We start from the raw sequence: 18,192 nt of genomic DNA, 5'->3' as shown, positions 1-18,192 counted from the left end.
TCTGGAATGAAAATTCTTTTGAAAATTATCTGAATTTTAATGTCGGAATGAGCGTGATGAAAGACAGTAAATTAATCAAATAAAAAAAGCGAGGAAAAACCTCGCTCTAATTTATAAATTTTACTTTTGATAATTAAAAGAAACAATTTTGTTGTGTTCCTTTTTTAGAAACTTATTTTCACTTAAATATTTCATCCAATGCCAAGTTCTTTCAGACGAGTCACAACCGTAAATTCCAGCAGAATTGCATAATTTTTTAGGATAACCTAAAGTTGTTTTGAAATTAATTTCAAGTAATTTTATGATGGAATACACCTCATTATCTTGTTTTCCACCACCACCTCCAGAAAATGCAATCATTACATTATATTTTAAAATTTCATAAATTTTATCATAATCCAAATTATTTTGAGCGTCCAAATAATCTATTCCTGCTTCATTTAGGAAGTATTTATAAAGTTTTTCTTCACTCATTTTATTGTAGAGAATTAAAAAATTATCTGCCGTTTCATCTTTTTTTAAGTCTTTTAAAAGAAAAAAGCCAAAATCTCTTTCTAGAAAATCATATTTATTACGATAACTGTCATCAAAATTTACTTTTTTGAGTTCCAAAATCATTTCTGGAATTTGTGAGTAATTTATTTTGGAAGTAATTTTTTCAACAGCATATTCAAAATCACTTTTGTCTTTTGCCTTAATTCTTTCTTTTTCTATTTCGGAATTGATATCTGTAATTTTACCATCAAAATTAGCATCGTTAATTTTTTTATTATCCTCACGGAAATAAAATTTTTCAACACTAAATTTTTTAGCTTTTTCCATAGCTATTAAAATTTCATTATCGTTCGTTTTTATTTGGGCTAATTTATCAATTATTTCATTCCCATTGTCTGAAAACTTCCATAAGTAGTAACGCAAATTTCCAATAATACCAACGTTTCTGTATAGTGTTGATTTTTTTAAATATAATTTAAGTTGTGTTTCGTTATTTACAATTTTATTCCAATTATTGGAATAGTAAATATCTAAAACTCTTGAAATGGAATATTGCAAATCGTAGTTCTTTTCATTAATTAAAGACCAATATTCTATAGGTGTGATGTCTTCAATTCTAAGATTTGAAATTAAAAAGTTTTCGTAATTTCTTCTTTCCTTGAAAGATAAGTCTGATTTTAACTTCTCAATTATTTTTTTAATTTTTTTATTTCCTTCAAAATCAATAGTGTTTAGTTTGCAATAATTTGCAAGTTTACTTAATTGTTTCAAAAACCGATATGGAAATGTAGGAAGCTTATCGTTTACATCATGATTAAATGATTTTTCTTTTTCATCACAAATTGTGTTTACAATTTCAGAATTTTCTTTCGTAAGTTTTGTGTAAGATTGAATGGCAATAGAATCATTTTTGTTTTTTATTTGTTCAAATAATTCACGTGTTCGATTAGATTTTTCAATACTCATTTTTGGATTTTCGAAATAACCATTAGAAGTCCAATGAAAATATTGATAGTTTTTAGTAAAATAAATAAGTAAGTTAAGGATTGCACCATTATCAAAACTATAATCTTCGGTGTGCCAAGTTGTTTCTTTATCAAAGCCCAAAGTTCCAATTTCTGTATTTGTTAACCATTGCAAAAGATTGTAATAATCTTCTTTGTTTTGATTATATCTATTGAAACGTTCTCTTTTTTTGTAAAAAGCTGATGCAATTTCAAAAAGTAATTTTGGATCTTTTTTCTGATAAAGATTGTCAAAATGATTTTCAATATAGAAATCTGAAGATTTTATTTTTGCAAATTCTTTTTCTAAATTTTGTTTTTTTGTGAGAGGTAGCTCTCTAAAATAAATTACTTCATCCCTTTTTTCGATAGATGTAATCAAAAAAGCATTAGCAACATCTGACCATTTTATATCATTATGCTTCAGGAATAAACTGAATTTTGAAGAGGAAAGGGTAGAATCAATTTTAACTTCAGAGCCTAAAAAAAGTGTGTTTTCAGATAAAATTCTTCTTGTAATACTAGATTCAGTACCATTCAATAGATGATAACCCAAATTGTAATACACTTCTTTTTGACTGTCTAGATATGGAGCTATTTCAAAAAGGGCTTTTTTGTCACCATTCATTAATTTTTTTTCAATACTATAAATCTTTAAATCGTCTTGTGAAAAAGACAAAACAAATAAAAGACTGAAAATAAATATTATCGTTTTTCTCATAATAAAAAAACGAGGCTCAAAACCTCGCTCAAATTTATGCTTTTAAATTCAATTGTAGTTCCAGTTCATCAAGCTGTTCATAAGCAATGGAAGAAGGTGCATCAATCATCACATCACGCCCGGAATTATTTTTCGGGAAAGCGATGTAATCTCTGATCACTTCGTTTCCATCAAGAATTGCTACCAAACGGTCAAATCCGAAAGCCAATCCACCGTGAGGCGGAGCTCCGTATTTGAAAGCATTCATCAGGAATCCGAACTGAGCTTCAGCTTCTTCTTTTGAGAATCCTAATAAATCGAACATTTTAGACTGCAAATCTCTATCAAAAATTCTGATGGAACCTCCACCGATTTCGTTTCCGTTCAACACCATGTCGTAAGCATTAGCTCTTGCTTTTCCCGGATCAGTTTCCAATAGATGAATATCTTCCGGTTTTGGAGACGTGAAAGGATGGTGCATTGCGTGGTAACGTCCGCTTTCTTCATCAAATTCTAATAGTGGGAAATCAACTACCCAAAGTGGGGCAAATTCGTTTCCTTTTCTTAGTCCTAAACGATTTCCAAGCTCCATTCTCAATGCAGAAAGCTGAGTTCTAACCTTATTTTCATTTCCGGAAAGAATCAATAGTAAATCTCCTTCTTTAGCTCCAAATTTTTCAATGATTTTAGTCAGATCTTCCTCGTTGTAGAATTTATTTACTGAAGAAGTTATTACCCCGTCATTCTGGAATTTAACCCAAACCATTCCTGAAGCTCCGATTTGTGGTCTTTTTACCCAATCAACAAGCTCATCGATTTGCTTTCTTGTATAGTCTGCACAACCTTCAACATTGATTCCGACAACCAGTTCTGCCTCATCAAATATTTTGAAATCTTTTCCTTTTACCAATTCGTTCAATTCAACGAATTCCATTCCGAAACGGATGTCCGGTTTATCATTTCCGTATTTTTTCATTGCTTCTGCAAACGTCATTCTTGGGAAATCCCCGAAATCTTTTCCTGTAATGTCTTTTAAAAGGATTTTCGTCATTCCTTCGAAAACATTCATCACATCTTCCTGTTCTACGAAAGCCATTTCGCAGTCGATTTGGGTGAATTCCGGCTGTCTGTCGGCTCTCAAATCCTCGTCACGGAAACATTTCACGATCTGGAAATATTTATCCATTCCACCAACCATTAATAATTGCTTGAAAGTTTGCGGAGACTGCGGCAAAGCGTAAAATTGTCCCGGATTCATTCTACTTGGAACAACGAAATCTCTTGCTCCTTCCGGAGTAGATTTAATCAGAACCGGAGTTTCAACCTCAATAAATCCGTTGTCTGATAGATAATTTCTTACTTTTTGCGCCATTTTATGACGGAAAATCAGTTTGTCTTTTACAGGATTTCTTCTGATATCCAGATAACGGTATTTCATTCTCAATTCCTCGCCACCGTCTGTTTCATCTTCAATGGTGAAAGGCGGAAGCTGAGATTCATTAAGAACTGTTAATTTTTCAACTAATAGTTCAATTTCTCCTGTTGGAATATTTGGATTTTTGCTTACTCTTTCAATTACTTTTCCTGTCACTTGAATCACAAATTCACGTCCCAATTTTTTTGCATTTTCCATCAGTTCCGCTGTAGAACGATCCTGATCAAAAACCAACTGCGTAATTCCGTAACGATCCCGAAGATCTATCCAAATCATAAATCCTTTATCACGAATGGTTTGTACCCATCCTGAAAGTGTAACTTCTTCATTAAGATTTTTTAGAGATAATTCTCCGTTGGTGTGCGATCGAAACATAATTATTTGTTTAAAGTTCAAAGTTTAAGGCTTAAAGTTTTAAGCCTTTAATTTTCGTTTGCAAAGATAAGTTTTACCAATAAAATTTCAATGAATTAAATAATAAAATAAGGTAAAGCGAAGTAATATCTAAAAACAATATTTGCTAATTTTGCAAAATAACTGTTTTTTCAGGTAAAATAAAAAATGATAAAAAAAGACGACAACCTCAATCCGGAACAATGGGTAGATAATTTTACAGATTTTCTGTATGCTTTTGCCATTGTGAGGGTAAATTCTAAAGAAGATGCAGAAGACCTTGTGCAGGAAACTTTTCTTGCAGCCTATAAAAACAGACAGCAGTTTGAGGGAAAATCTTCTGTAAAAACCTGGCTTACAAGCATTCTTAAAAATAAAATCGTCGATTATTACAGAAAGAAAGGTAATAACAACCAAAGTTATGATGATTATCTGGAAGAAACAGAAGAATCTTTTGAACATTCTTTTTTCAATCAAGATAATTATGGCAGGTGGAAACAGGATATTAATAAAAACTACATCTCAGAAAGTGCAGACAACTATATTTTAAGTAAAGAATTTTATAAAATTCTGGATTTCTGTCTTCAAAAACTACCTACCAAATTAAAGCCCGTTTTCGTTGCCAAATATATGCTGGATGAAGATGCCGAAAAAATTTGTAAGGATTTTAATATTACTTCGTCTAATTACTGGGTGCTTCTTTTTCGTGCAAAAACATTACTAAGAAGCTGCCTTGAAAAAAACGAAATATCACTGTAAGTATGGAATTTTTAAACAATCTTTTACATAATTGCGAAGAAACTTCTCTTAACATTATTAAGTCTGAAGAAACTTCTTTATCATTTTCTGCCTGGTGGAAAATGAAATTCCACATTGCTTTTTGCAAGTGTTGCAGAAATTTCGGGAAGCAAACAAAAGCCATAGATAAAGTACTGCATCACCATTTCCATACCGAAGTTTCGGAGGATTCTACAAAAGCTCCACAAGAATTGAAAGATAAAATAAAACTCATTTTAAAAGAAAAATAATTTTTTTTGTAAGGAATAAAATTTTGTTTCGTCTAAGTTTAAAAAAATTTATGAAAACAAAACTTTTATTTCCGATTCTTTTATTTCTAAGCAGTTTATTTTTTGCGCAATCTGCAAAAGACATTAATCAGGAAAACGGTGTTGCCAATTATGGTTATGATGTAGTAAGCTACTTCTCAGGAAAACCACAAGAAGGTTCTGCAAAAAATGCCGTAAAATATCAGGGTGTAAACTATTATTTCGCAAACGCCCAAAATAAAACCAAATTTCAGCAAGCTCCCAACAAATATCTTCCGCAATATGGAGGTTATTGCGCTTTTGCAATGGGAGATTACGGTGAGAAGGTAGAAGTAAATCCTAAAACCTACAAAATTACCAACGGAAAATTGTATCTGTTTTATAACAAATTGTTCAATAATACTTTAACGAGTTGGAATAAAGACGAAAAGAATTTGACTATAAAAGCAGACAAAAACTGGAAAAAACTAACCGGAAAATGAAAAAAATAATCTTAATTTTAACGATAGGTTTTCTTTTTCAAAGTTGTATTAGGGAAAATACTTCTACAGAAGACCTGATGGAAATGGCTCCGGAAAATGCCAAACTTAAATATTCAGGAGATTTTATGAAAGGACCTTACGGAAATAATATTGCTGGAAAAGCAGAAATTTATGAAAAAAACGGAGTGTATACTTTAGTTTTTGATCAGAGTTTTTCTGTAAGTAACGGACCTGATCTTTATGTATATGTAAGCACAGAACAGCAGCCCAATACATTTATTTCTTTAGGAAAATTAAAATCCGTAAACGGAGGACAGGTATATACGTTTACATCCGCTCCCAATTTAGATTTGTATAAATATGCTGTAGTGCATTGCCAGCAATACAATCATTTATTTTCTTACGCATTACTTCAAAAAAAATAAAAGTATTATATTTAAATTATAATCATTAAGAAGATTTAAGGAATTAAGCCTTAGTTAAGATAAACCATTTTGATTTTTAAGACTAAAATAGTAGCTATTCTTGATATTCTTAACACTTTAATTCTTCTTAATGGTTTAAAAAACTAAATTTATTCTAAAAATTAAATTAAAAAAATTATGAAAGCTATTAATTGGATTATTAAACTTGTACCTGTAGTTATCATGTTACAAACACTTTATTTCAAATTTTCTGCAGCACCGGAATCGGTTTACATTTTCTCTAAAATAGGTATGGAACCTTATGGAAGAATAGGAATAGGTGTTTTAGAACTTATCGCCGCACTTTTAATTTTAATTCCCAGAACAACAGTTTATGGTGCAATATTAGGATTAGGATTAATGTTGGGAGCTATTAAATTTCATTTAACAGAATTGGGCATTGATGTGCAAAATGATGGAGGAAAACTTTTCTATCTTGCCGTAATTACTGCTGTTTTTTGTGCAATACTTATTGCTATGTACAGAAATCAAATTTTTTCCATATTTTCAAAAAATAAAATTACAGTAACGAATGATTAATAGTGTAGAAAATAATCTAAAGGAATTGTCCCAAACATTGGGAACAATTTCGGATGAATTATATACAAAACCCAGCCATTATTTATTTGGCAGTTCAATAGGGCAGCACATCAGACATATTTTAGAAATGTATGAAGTTTTACTGGCAGGATATTCTTTGGGTAAATTTTCTTTTGAAAATAGAGATAGAAAGCTGGCTTTAGAGGAAAGTGTGGAAGAAATGCTTTCTACGATTGATGGAATAATCTCCAAAATTAATAAACAAGATAAAGAGCTGATTTGTGTCTTAAACAATAATGAAGATAATGAACAGCAGTTTAAAACCACTTATTTCAGAGAATTACTATATTGTTTTGAACACGGCATCCATCATCAGGCTTTGATAAAAGTGGCTCTTAAAGAATATAATTGGGGAAACATTCCTGAAAATTTTGGAGTGGCACCTTCTACCATAAAATTTCGTCTTGCATGTGCACAGTAAGTTTTTTTAAAACAGAAAATTCTTTGGTTTTCACCTCCAACAGAGACGAAAAAAAAGACCGGGAAAAAGCTGTTTTTCCGAATATTCTTGAAACGGATGATACCGTTTTATATTTCCCGAAAGACCAAAAAGCTTCCGGAACATGGTTTGTTGCGGATGAAAACGGAAATGTGGTTATTCTCCTCAATGGAGCTTTTCAAAAGCATAAAAATAATCCTCCGTACAAAAAAAGCAGGGGAATTGTACTTTTGGATCTGGCAAAAAGCGAAAATCTTCTGAATGCTTTTCGGGAATATGATTTGTTAGGAATTGAACCTTTTCAGTTATTGGTGTATTCGCAGAAAAAACTTTTCAGGTTGCTTTGGGATGGAAATGATAAGCACGAGATCTTTTTATATGAAAATAAGAATCATCTTCTGTCTTCCAAAACTCTTTATAATGATAAGATAGAATCTGACAGAGCGAATAAGTTTCAGGAATTTCAAGACTCAAAAAAATGTACTGCCGAAGAAATTTTAAATTTCCATAAAACTCATCAGATAGAAAAAGAACCGGATATAGAAGCCGCAATAAAAGAAAGATTCATTACGGTAAGTATCACCCAACTCATTATTACAAAAGATAGTATTGAATTTAGTTATTACGATTTAGTGGAAAATACATCTCAAAATAAAAAAATTGAAAAAAGAACTTTGGTTTAAATTAAAGTACAAATGGTACCGATTGACACACTGGGAATTTTGGCCAATGTGGGCTATTTATTTTCCGTGTATTTTTTATTATGCCTGGATTAGTATTAAATCTCAGTCTTTCGGATTTTTCAAAGCTGTGAATCCTGCTATACTTCATGGCGGAATGACACTGGAAGATAAAAATTTTGTCAATCAGCTTATTCCACAAAAATACAGAGCAAAATCTTTTCTCTTGAAAGAAAAAATAACTTCGGAAGAAGCTGAAAATATGCTGAAAGAAAATCATTTACATTATCCTGTAATTTTAAAACCAAATAATGGTTGCAGAGGTAGAAACGTAGAATTGATAAACAATGAAAATCAATTTAATAGTTACCTCAAAAATTTTGGAAATGAAGATGTACTTTTAGAAGAATATATTAATTTCCCTAATGAAATTGGCGTTTTCTATGTAAGGTTTCCCAATGAAAAAAAAGGTTTTATTAGTGGAATTGTAGAGAAAAAAGGCGTTGAGGTTTTGGGAGATGGCAAGCAAACTTTAGGAGAATTGATACAATACAATCTTCGTTATCATGGTTTTTATCCCGAAATTTTCCAAAATAATGACTATAATGAAAATTATGTTCCCCAAAAAGATGAAAAAGTACTTTTGAGCAGTATAGGAAATCACGCTCGTGGTGCTACATTTTATGATGTTTCTGATAAAATTTCATCAGAACTTACAAATTTATTTAATGAAATCTGTTCTTCAGTAGAAGGATTTTATTATGGAAGATTTGATGTGAAATTCAACACTTGGGAAGAATTGGAAGCAGGGAAAAATTTTAAAATCATCGAATTAAATGGTGCTGCTTCCGAACCTACCTTTATTTATGATCCTGAACATTCCTACTTTTTTGCCATAAAAGAGATTACAAAACATTGGGGTTATATGTATCAAATATCTCAAATAAATAAGCAAAAAGGGCACCAGTTTACCAATATGGAAGAATGCTGGATGTTGCTGAAAGAGTTTAATCCTTTTACTGTTTGATATTTTAAAAAAATATCCATATATTTTTGAAATATTATAAAAAATATTAAATTTGAAAATTATTAGTGAAAAGATCAAAAATAGTTTTTGTTGTCATAATACAAGTGGTGATGGACAAAATTAAAATAGAAAGACAATTTTAATCCATCGAAATCTTTATTCATAAAAAATCACTGGCGATATTTTCTATAGGTAATTATTCTTTTGATCTATTCATTGAAAAGTTTTTAAGTCATTACCACATTATTTACTATAAAATATAAACAGGTTCTTAACATAATTGATATTTATACTATATGAAAAAATTATTATTAATTCTTGGAATTTCTTGTACTTTGATTATTAATGCACAAATTTATACTCCTAACGGGACTATTGCAGGAACCACTAATGCGGGTACTGGAAATGTGGGGATCGGTATTAATAATCCAACCGCAAAATTACAAATTAATTCGGGTGTAGAATTGCAGTCTTCGCCTGTAAATGCATTAAGTATTATTGGTCCAAATTCACCAACAAATTCTAACAGTGCACAAGATATTTCTTTTGATTTTAGAGCTGCAGGCTCTTCAAAAATTAGATCTTACAGAGGAGGAGGTTGGGATACTTATCTAGAATTTATGACAAGTGAGACAAATGCCAATCCTCTTACCAGAATGTATATTGGAGCAAATGGAAATGTAGGAATTGGAGTTACTAATCCAACTAAAAAGCTTTCTGTAAATGGAGATATTTATGCTAATGGAACATCTGTTTTTACTTTTCAAGATGATGCAAGATTTACAGTAACCAAGACAAATGTTCCATCTTTAGTGGCTACTTCTTTTTCAATGCCGCATTATGGTATTGCGGCTCCTAACACTGATGGTTCGGCAGATTTGTGGATTTCAGGAAACAATGCGGTTAGATTGTTTACAAATGGGGCTTCGGTTCCTCAGTTTAATTTTATAAATGGTAATGTGGGAATTGGAATTTTAACTCCTAATGCAAAATTGCATGTGAATGGAAATGCTATAATAAATAGTTTATCTTCGGATTATATATTATCTAAAGCATTAGTATCTACTTCGAATAATGATATAGGTGGTGCATTAAGTTTAATTAATGAATCAAAAACTGGAGGAGCTATTAAAGAGTGGAAAATTTATAATATGTCAGGAGGATACGGAAATTCACTGCAGTTTTGGGCGTATTCTCAGGATGGGAGTGTTGTACAATCAAAATTAAAACTGGCAGATACTGGTGATATGGCTTTGTATGGAAAGTTGGAAGCCAAAGAGGTGAAAGTCACTGCAACACCAACTGCAGATTTTGTGTTTGAAGAAAAGTATGATCTTCCAAAACTTGAGGAAGTTGAAAAATATGTAAAAGAGAACAAACACTTGCCGGAGATAGCTTCTGCAAAAGAAATGGAAAAAGAAGGTGTAAATGTGGGCGAATTTCAGATTAAGCTTTTACAAAAAATAGAAGAACTTACACTTTATACTATTGAACAGAATAAACAAATTAAAACCCTGCAGTCTGAAAATAAAGAACTAAAAATCCAAAATCAAAAAATAGAAAAATTGGAAAAATTAGTTCAGGAATTAGTTTCAAAAAAACATTAATGATATGAAAAAAAAATATATTTCCCTTTTTTTTCTTTTACCGTTTTTAGGATTCTCTCAAACTGAAGTCTATTTCAAATATGATGAAGCCGGAAACCAGCGTTATCGAGGTATTGATCCTAATGGAAAGCAAGCAGTAGAACAGCCTAAAAAAGAAATTGTTGAAAATGCGGTTTCTGAAAAGCAAACAGTTTCTAAGGATGAAGAATTCTGGAATGAAATAAAAATTTACCCAGTTCCTGTGGAAGATGTATTAACTATACAATGGGAGGATAAAACAGATGAACTTATTGAAAACATTAGTTTATATGAACAAAATACAGTTCACTGGAAATTCCAGCAACAAAATCTTCCTAGCCTAAATAAGCAAGTAAAAATTGATATGACTCATTATTATATGGGAGTATATATTATTACTTTCCAATTAAAGGATGGAAGAATTATGACAAAAAATATAACAAAATTCTAAGAGGTTTTTCTTTTTGCGATTTCTTTTAAACGATTATCTATCTCAGATAAAATATTATGAAAAAAATATATTTTCTATTATATTCCTCACTTTCTATTTTTGGTTGGGGACAGACTATTTTAAATCAGCCGGAAACGACGACCAAAACAGTTCAGGATCCGAATGTTGTAGTTTTAGCACAAGGCTTTCATGCTAAATCTACAGTTTCAGAACCTTTTGTAGCAAAACTTGGAGCATCAACTGATACACCAATTAATCCTACAGATTCGCAAGCGGGATCTACAAATCCTTCGGGTGACATTACACCTTCTGGATTATATTTTCATGACACTCAGGGAAATATTGATGTAAATGGAGGAGGTCAGTTACAATTTACTTTACCAATTGCATTACCTCCTGGAGTAAAAAGTGTAGCTCCTCAAATTAATTTAGTTTATACAAGCGGCTCTGGAAATGGAATTGCAGGCTACAGCTGGAATATTTCTGGTATAACTGCTATTTCGAGAATGGGAAGAACCATTGAAAAAGACGGAGAAGTAAAAGGAATCCAGTTAGATTATTCCGATTATTATAGTTTTAATGGTCAGAGACTAATTTTAAAATCTGGAGAATACGGAAAAAATGGAGCAGAATATGTAACAGAAAAATTTTCTAATGTTAAAATTAAGAGTTTAGGATCAATTTCCGGACAACAATGGCAAGGTCCTGAGTATTGGGAAGTAACATTTGAAGATGGTTCACAAGCGTGGTATGGAGCTATAACTACGGGTGCTAATACCGCAAGAACACCAATTGAATATAATATTGTAAAGTGGAAAGATGCACAGGGAAACTATATTACATACAATTATAGTCAGGCAAATAATGTAGCCGTTATCTCTTCGATACAATGGGGTGGTAATGAAACTCTAGGAAAAGCTCATTTCAATACAATTACTTTTAATTATACTACAAGAAATCTAAAAGAAACCTCTTATTTAAATGGATTAGAATTTGTACAAGATAAATTATTACGTTATATTTTAGTTACATCCAATGGGTCACAATTTAAAAAATATTTTATCACTTGCGACAACGATATTGTAAATAATGATACAACCCAAACAGTTAATTATCCTTTTGTAAAAAGCATACAGGAATTTAACTCTCAGAACGAGGCTTCAAATCCAGTAATTTTTAACACAAAACCTTTAGCTACAAATACACAAGAAAAGGCATTTGGAAGTTTTGATAATATAATTACTACTGGAGATTATAATGGAGATGGTTTGATAGATTTTATAGTAATGCAACCCGCCCAAAATGGAAGGCTCGGGGGGTATTATTTATATTTTGACGCAATTAATAATGCCAATTCCTCCTTTGTTTATTTAGGAGCAAGTAGTAATTTTTTTCCTTCATCAAGATTAATTACATTTAATATCAAGCCTAGTGATGGTTATATAAAACCTAAACAAGGGTTGTTAGTTTTGAAAAGCCTTAATGATAGTGATCCTCCAGTAACAGGAAATATAGAACTAAAGTATTATAACATTAAAAGTGATGCATCGGTACTAAACACGTATAATAATCCATTAGTTTTGGAGTATTCTAAAACTATATTAGCTGCTGACTACGAATACAATTATAATCTATACCCTACACCTACTCCTCCTGACTATGATTACTTAGGCGATGGAAAAAAATCAGAAGTAGCCTCCGCAAAAGAAGTTGATATTGATTCTGACGGATTATCAGAATTGATACTTTCTGTAGCAGATAAAAAATGTTACCAAAAGATTATTGAACCCGATCCAATGAAAGCTATATGGATTTGTAATAAATTGGGCTACAGGCATATTGTTATTAATAACGACGATATCGTTAATAATACATTCCATACTATTGCGCCGGTAAGCAAAGATATTTTGAGCAAAGGGGGTATTATGGATTTTGACAATGATGGTAAACAAGACATTATGTTTATTGAACCAAACGTAGGTAATGTAAATGTAAGTTTTTATACGCAACAAATGTTAACAGGAAGTGTTACCCAACAAACAGTTTCTACACCTCTAAATAATGTTTATCAATATTCTATTGTTAAAACCCCTAATACAAATGAGTATAGCATTAATTTAAAAAATACTTTTCAAGTAAAAGGATTTTCGGATAATATAATGTTTGGAGATTTAAATGGAGATAGAAACATTGAAATACTAGCTCCTCTTAATAAAAATGACCATTATACAGTATATAATGCAGGTTGGTCTATTTACTTAAATAATGGAAAAACACTGTCTGAATTCTGCCAAGGGCTTTCTTTTTATTATAAAAATACAAATACTACAAATACATATCAAGATAATTCTTATCCCGCACTGATAGATATAGATTCTGATGGAAAATCTGAATTTGTAAACTTTTACGCAGGATATAATTTACAAGATTTGTTTAGCAATTTAAGTTTTTATAAACTATCAGAGTTTTCCTATAATTCATCTAATACTCAATTTAGGTGGCAATTTAAACAAAATAAACTTTTTTCTAATCTTAGAGGAGGCAGCATTATGCAACCGCTTTATGGAGACTTTAGAGTAAATAACACTAATTCTCATGTACTATTTATTTCTAATTCATTTACAAATTCTGCAGATAAAAAAATTATTGCTTTTCAACACTATAATCTAAATGTAGACAAAAACATATCATCTATTACCCAAGGTGGTCTTATCACTACTGTTGATTATAAAGAATTGGATCCATTAGTAAATCCTAATTTCTATGCATCTGTAAAAACGGAACAATATCCTTACATGGAATTAGACAAAGTTTCACAATCTTATGCAGTTTCACAACTTCGACAAACCGTTTCGGTATATGATATTACAACAAATGCATATAAAAATGTAGAACGTAAGCAGGATTTTCGTTATCGTGGATTTATTACACATTTAAGAGGTAAGGGTACTCTTGGTTTCCGCCAAACAGCAAGATCTACATGGTATACCGATGATCTTGTAAATACTAAAATATGGAGCGGTACAGAAATGGATCCCTTAAACGAAAGTGTTCCCATAAAAGAATGGAGCATCAAAACCAATGACGAAAATCAAATTTTCCCGATAGATTTATCCGTAAATAATTTGCAACTTCTTTCACTTAAACAAACTACTTATCGGACAGATATTATTATAGGATTAGGCTATGATCCTATAAAAGCCATTGTGCCAAAACAAACTACCACAAAAGATTTTTTAAAAGATATAACTACAGTAAATACTATCACATATGATGTAGATGTTTCTGGTAATACAAAATACTATTTACCGGTAAAAACTATAAATGATATCAATAATGGTTTTGCTGTTTCTACAACTGATATGACATATCTTCACAACCCTTCAGGAGTTGGAAATAATTATTATATCGGTCGTCTACAAATGAAGAATGAGCAGATGCAGGCTTATGGTGATACCAAAGGATCAAAGGAAGAATATAGTTATGAAAATAATTTACTAAAAACAAAAAAATCATATAACAGAGATAACTCCGGTTGGTTTTTAGAGACTTATACCTATGACGGTTTTGGAAATATCAATGAGAAAACAATTACTTCCAGTATCGATTCAAATTCGAAGATAGATAAAGCAGAATATGATACTAAAGGAAGATTTGTCATTAAAAAAACAGATAATCTAGGATTAGAAACCAACATCACTTATAATGATTGGGGGCAGATTCTTACTCAAACCGATCCATTAGGAAATACTATAACTAATACTTATGATGGTTGGGGAAAATTACTTACTTCTAAAAATAAACTATCTGGATTTACAACGTATCAGTATAGTGGAGGTAATGGAAATGCGATTATAGCGACATATACTCCTGATGGAGATCTAAAAATTTCTTATACCAGTCAAGGTCAGAATTATAAATCAACTACTAAAAAATTTGGACAAGGTCAGCAATATGTTTCAGTAATGACTGCTTATGACGGTATAGGTAGAAAAATTGGTGAGTCAGAACCATATTCTGATTTAATACTTGCTTGGAATACGATTCAATATGATGATTATTCTAGACCCATAAGTGCTCGTACAGCTATAATAGGGAAAGTGATCGAAACCACATACAATGACGTACAAAGATCAGTTACGATTGTAGAAAAAGGGACTAAGCACACTTCTTCTGACCGATTTAAAAAACAAATTTCAGATGCATTAGGGAATATTGCCTCTACTGAAGATTTGGGTGGAACGATTACTTTCAAATACAATGCAGCAGGTGAAAATATAGAAGCCAATTATGATGGAAATATTGTAAAAACTTCTTATGATGCTTGGGGAAATAAAACTCGTTTTGAAGACCCTTCTAATGGAGTCTACACCTACGAATACAATGGCTATATGGGTGCTATTTCTAAAATTAAGAGCCCTAAAGGAGAAAAAAGATATGCATACAATACAAAAGGACAACTTATAGAGCAAAAAGAAGGAACGGCTAAACAGGTAAGTCTTGGTGGTTTTCAAAAAAAAATCAACTTTTTATATAATGACAAAGGACTTCTTATTAAGAAATATGGGACATCTTTAGAAAAACCATACAGCAGTAGCATTACGTATGATAGTTTTGGAAGAATATTAAGTTCCTACGAAGATAGCAATGGGAAGTATTTTATGAAAAAAGGAATTACCTATGATGATAAACTTCGTATAACTTCTTATGAAAAATCTATTTATTCTTCTGGAATTTTAACGAAAGTAACTATTGAAAATGTTTATGATGCATGGAGTGGAGAATTATATCAGATAAAAGAAAAGAGTACCGGAAAAATTCTTTGGGAACTTCAAGATGTAAATACAAAAGGTCAAGTTCTTAAGACTAAATTGGGAGGAACTAGTATTGAAAACTACTACACAAATGGGTTTTTAGGAAGTACTACACATACTACTACTTCAAACAATGCCTCTGTATTATATATGAGTTATAGTTTTGACCTTATTAGAAATGAGCTGACTAGCAGATTCAGAGGGGGACAATTTAATATCATAGAAAATTTTCAGTATGATGATAACAATCGTCTGATTAACTGGACGAATCCTGTAACCGGTGTTTTCACTCAAAATCAGGTTCTTAATGTGTATGATAATAAGGGAAGAATTACATACAACAATCAGATAGGTACTGTTAAATTTGAAAATCCCCAAAAAATTTATCAGGCAACAGGAATGACCCTAAATGCTGCCGGTGCACAAAACTACAACAATGATTTAATACAAAATATTCTCTATAATGAAAATAATGACCCTATTTTTATTGATGGTGAAAAAGGAGATGTAGCATTTGAATATGGATTGACGAGTATGCGTCAAAGAGTGACCTATGGAGGAAATTTTGATTTTGAAAACGGAGCAGAAGGAAAATTCACTAAGTATTACAGTGAAGACGGAAGCTATGAAGTAATTCGTAATAATCAGACCGGACAGGAAAAACACTTCATTTATATTGGAGGTACACCTTATGAAAGCAATATTGTCTACACAAAAGATTTTTATTCTAACAATACAAGGTTTTTATTTTTACATAAAGATTATTTGGGAAGTATCTTAGCAGTTACAGATGAATCGGGGTATGCCATAGAACAGCGTCATTACGATGCATGGGGCAATTTTACCCATCTTAGAATTGCAGGTTCTGCTGTGGATCCAAAACTTTACACAGGAAGTCTTTTAATAGACAGAGGATATACCGGACATGAACACTTTGCCGAGATTGGCATCATCCACATGAACGGAAGATTGTACGATCCGCTATTAAGAAGGTTTTTAAATGCGGATGAAAATATTCAGGATCCACATAATACCCAAAATTATAATAAGTATGGATATGTAATGAACAATCCATTGATGTATAATGACCCGAGCGGGGAGTTTTTCTTTCTGTTTTTGGCTCCATTGATGAGTGCATTTTGGGCTACCGTAGTAACAGGTGCAATTATTGGTGCAGCGATAGGATTAGTAACCTATTCTCTTGGGGTAGCTTTTAATGGTGGAAAATGGAATTTAGGCGGGGCATTGAAATCAATGTTTTGGGGAGCGGTCGGTGGAGCCGTTACGGCAGGGATAGGAAACTGTTTCAGTACAGCAGCGAGTGGTTATCAAGCGGCAACAGAATTTGCAAAAACAACCTTGGGAGTTTTTACACAAGCAGCCGCACATGGAGTTGCCCAAGGTGCTCTTTCATTGATGCAAGGTGGTACCTTCCAGCAGGCGTTTGTATCTGCTGTGTTAGGAAGTTTAGCGGCAAGTGGTTTTGGAAAAATAGCAGGAGATTGGGCAGGAAAAGCCGGCGGACAGATTTTCTTTGGAGCAATTAGCGGCGGTATTGGAGCAGAGCTTACAGGTGGTAATTTTTGGCAGGGAGCTATAACTGGTGGAATTGTTGCTGGGTTAAACCATGCGATGCATCAAATGGATAGTGGAGACGATCCTCCAGGCAGAAAACTTTCAGCGTTAGATGCGAGAAAACGTTGGCAGGCAAGACAAGGAGGAGTTGTAGATGTTGATGTTTCAACAATTGATTGGTCAAATGTAGATTTAAGTGTGCCTGGAAATAAACCTGGAACTTATAGGGCTTTGTTCGATTCAAAACATTATACAAATCCTGATCAAGCTATGGTTCAAGGAACTGTAACTTTTGAACCCGTTAAAGGAAAACCTGGTTATTACCAGATTGCATATGATGGAGAAACAGGATGTAGATGTGAAAGATTTGATTTTGATATTAAAAATAATGAATGGACAACAGGAAGTGGTTTTGCACGAAATATAGGAGCAATAGGAGGAACTATTTTTAATGGACTATCTTTTCTTAATGCTGGACCAAGAGGAATGTTAATGGTAAATATTCCAAGATTTGTAGGGGGAGATCCTTTTACCATTAGATACAATGGTATGTTTAAAATTGGCAAATGATGAAAAGATTAATATATGTTTTAATTATTCTTTTTTCATTGACTTCTTGCGAAAATGAAGATAGAATAAAAAAAAATTTAGAAGAATATAGTATATCTTTTTTTAATAAGAGAAAAATTGATTATAACGAATATAAAAAACATTATTATAAAACTGATAATCATAATTATATACAGTATACATTAATGTATTATAAAAAAATCAATAAAAAAGATTCAATTACAATTTATTTTACTCGAGATAGTGAGGCAAATTATTTCATTGAGGGGAATAATAATTTTTACAAATACATAAAAAAACCAGAACACTAAGTTCCCGCTCTGCGAAGTTTGTAACTTCGTAGCAGATAAATAAAAAAACCCTCCCCGCTGCGCAAAGTCTGTGACTTTGAG

The 18,192-nt window shown here is 31.8% G+C and carries 14 protein-coding genes; 12 read left to right on the top strand and 2 right to left on the bottom strand.

Annotated features, from left to right (window positions below; all coding sequences use genetic code 11):
• Positions 1-120: 120 nt before the first annotated feature.
• Together AC2A1C_RS07600 and aspS are read right to left on the bottom strand one after the other, a co-directional pair.
• A complete protein-coding gene (locus tag AC2A1C_RS07600; RefSeq protein ID WP_484024934.1) occupies positions 121-2,127 on the bottom strand; it encodes a hypothetical protein in 2,007 nt (668 codons plus the stop codon).
• Positions 2,128-2,254: 127 nt separating this feature from the next.
• The gene (gene aspS, locus AC2A1C_RS07595) at positions 2,255-4,009 is read right to left on the bottom strand and encodes an aspartate--tRNA ligase (RefSeq protein WP_484024933.1); all 1,755 of its coding nucleotides are present in this window, start codon (positions 4,007-4,009) and stop codon (positions 2,255-2,257) included.
• A gap of 186 nt (positions 4,010-4,195) precedes the next feature.
• Between aspS and AC2A1C_RS07590 the strand changes: the two genes are divergently transcribed.
• The 12 genes from AC2A1C_RS07590 (at position 4,196) to AC2A1C_RS07535 (ending at position 18,111) form a co-directional block, all read left to right on the top strand.
• On the top strand, positions 4,196-4,786 hold the full coding sequence (locus tag AC2A1C_RS07590) for a sigma-70 family RNA polymerase sigma factor (RefSeq protein WP_484024931.1): 591 nt from the start codon (positions 4,196-4,198) through the stop codon (positions 4,784-4,786).
• Between the two features lie 2 nt (positions 4,787-4,788).
• Positions 4,789-5,055: a hypothetical protein gene (locus AC2A1C_RS07585; RefSeq protein WP_484024929.1), complete on the top strand. Its 267-nt coding sequence runs from the start codon at positions 4,789-4,791 to the stop codon at positions 5,053-5,055.
• Positions 5,056-5,105: 50 nt separating this feature from the next.
• Positions 5,106-5,555: a YHS domain-containing (seleno)protein gene (locus AC2A1C_RS07580; RefSeq protein WP_484024927.1), complete on the top strand. Its 450-nt coding sequence runs from the start codon at positions 5,106-5,108 to the stop codon at positions 5,553-5,555.
• A complete protein-coding gene (locus AC2A1C_RS07575; RefSeq protein ID WP_484024925.1) occupies positions 5,552-5,980 on the top strand; it encodes a DM13 domain-containing protein in 429 nt (142 codons plus the stop codon). The genes AC2A1C_RS07580 and AC2A1C_RS07575 overlap by 4 nt, the downstream gene beginning before the upstream one ends.
• 177 nt (positions 5,981-6,157) lie before the next feature.
• Positions 6,158-6,559 carry a DoxX family protein gene (locus AC2A1C_RS07570; protein ID WP_484024923.1) on the top strand — a complete coding sequence of 134 codons (402 nt, stop codon included), beginning with the start codon at positions 6,158-6,160 and terminating at the stop codon, positions 6,557-6,559.
• Positions 6,552-7,040 carry a DinB family protein gene (locus AC2A1C_RS07565; protein WP_484024921.1) on the top strand — a complete coding sequence of 163 codons (489 nt, stop codon included), beginning with the start codon at positions 6,552-6,554 and terminating at the stop codon, positions 7,038-7,040. The genes AC2A1C_RS07570 and AC2A1C_RS07565 overlap by 8 nt, the downstream gene beginning before the upstream one ends.
• Positions 7,028-7,741 (top strand): NRDE family protein, encoded by a 714-nt coding sequence (locus AC2A1C_RS07560; protein ID WP_484024919.1) that lies wholly within the window; start codon positions 7,028-7,030, stop codon positions 7,739-7,741. Before AC2A1C_RS07565 ends, AC2A1C_RS07560 begins: the two co-directional genes overlap by 13 nt.
• Positions 7,719-8,765, top strand: coding sequence for an ATP-grasp domain-containing protein (locus AC2A1C_RS07555; protein WP_484024917.1), 1,047 nt, complete (start codon positions 7,719-7,721; stop codon positions 8,763-8,765). The genes AC2A1C_RS07560 and AC2A1C_RS07555 overlap by 23 nt, the downstream gene beginning before the upstream one ends.
• Positions 8,766-9,061: 296 nt before the next feature.
• Positions 9,062-10,372, top strand: coding sequence for a hypothetical protein (locus AC2A1C_RS07550; RefSeq protein WP_484024915.1), 1,311 nt, complete (start codon positions 9,062-9,064; stop codon positions 10,370-10,372).
• A gap of 4 nt (positions 10,373-10,376) precedes the next feature.
• Positions 10,377-10,841, top strand: a complete 465-nt coding sequence (locus AC2A1C_RS07545) for a T9SS type A sorting domain-containing protein (protein ID WP_484024913.1) — start codon at positions 10,377-10,379, stop codon at positions 10,839-10,841.
• A 56-nt stretch (positions 10,842-10,897) separates the two neighbouring features.
• Positions 10,898-17,800 (top strand): RHS repeat-associated core domain-containing protein, encoded by a 6,903-nt coding sequence (locus tag AC2A1C_RS07540; protein WP_484024912.1) that lies wholly within the window; start codon positions 10,898-10,900, stop codon positions 17,798-17,800.
• The gene (locus AC2A1C_RS07535; protein ID WP_484024910.1) at positions 17,800-18,111 is read left to right on the top strand and encodes a hypothetical protein; all 312 of its coding nucleotides are present in this window, start codon (positions 17,800-17,802) and stop codon (positions 18,109-18,111) included. Before AC2A1C_RS07540 ends, AC2A1C_RS07535 begins: the two co-directional genes overlap by 1 nt.
• Positions 18,112-18,192 lie beyond the last annotated feature (81 nt).

The organism is Chryseobacterium sp. HNCC26DJ241 (assembly GCF_057180505.1).
The sequence above is the reverse complement of the archived record's forward strand: the minus strand, read 5'-3'. Positions and strand labels throughout refer to the sequence as shown.

Coding starts and splice junctions, on each gene's coding strand:
- AC2A1C_RS07600 (WP_484024934.1), bottom strand. CDS start 2,127: ATGAATGGTGACAAAAAAGCCCTTTTTGAAATAGCTCCATATCTAGAC.
- aspS (WP_484024933.1), bottom strand. CDS start 4,009: ATGTTTCGATCGCACACCAACGGAGAATTATCTCTAAAAAATCTTAAT.
- AC2A1C_RS07590 (WP_484024931.1), top strand. CDS start 4,196: ATGATAAAAAAAGACGACAACCTCAATCCGGAACAATGGGTAGATAAT.
- AC2A1C_RS07585 (WP_484024929.1), top strand. CDS start 4,789: ATGGAATTTTTAAACAATCTTTTACATAATTGCGAAGAAACTTCTCTT.
- AC2A1C_RS07580 (WP_484024927.1), top strand. CDS start 5,106: ATGAAAACAAAACTTTTATTTCCGATTCTTTTATTTCTAAGCAGTTTA.
- AC2A1C_RS07575 (WP_484024925.1), top strand. CDS start 5,552: ATGAAAAAAATAATCTTAATTTTAACGATAGGTTTTCTTTTTCAAAGT.
- AC2A1C_RS07570 (WP_484024923.1), top strand. CDS start 6,158: ATGAAAGCTATTAATTGGATTATTAAACTTGTACCTGTAGTTATCATG.
- AC2A1C_RS07565 (WP_484024921.1), top strand. CDS start 6,552: ATGATTAATAGTGTAGAAAATAATCTAAAGGAATTGTCCCAAACATTG.
- AC2A1C_RS07560 (WP_484024919.1), top strand. CDS start 7,028: ATGTGCACAGTAAGTTTTTTTAAAACAGAAAATTCTTTGGTTTTCACC.
- AC2A1C_RS07550 (WP_484024915.1), top strand. CDS start 9,062: ATGAAAAAATTATTATTAATTCTTGGAATTTCTTGTACTTTGATTATT.
- AC2A1C_RS07545 (WP_484024913.1), top strand. CDS start 10,377: ATGAAAAAAAAATATATTTCCCTTTTTTTTCTTTTACCGTTTTTAGGA.
- AC2A1C_RS07540 (WP_484024912.1), top strand. CDS start 10,898: ATGAAAAAAATATATTTTCTATTATATTCCTCACTTTCTATTTTTGGT.
- AC2A1C_RS07535 (WP_484024910.1), top strand. CDS start 17,800: ATGAAAAGATTAATATATGTTTTAATTATTCTTTTTTCATTGACTTCT.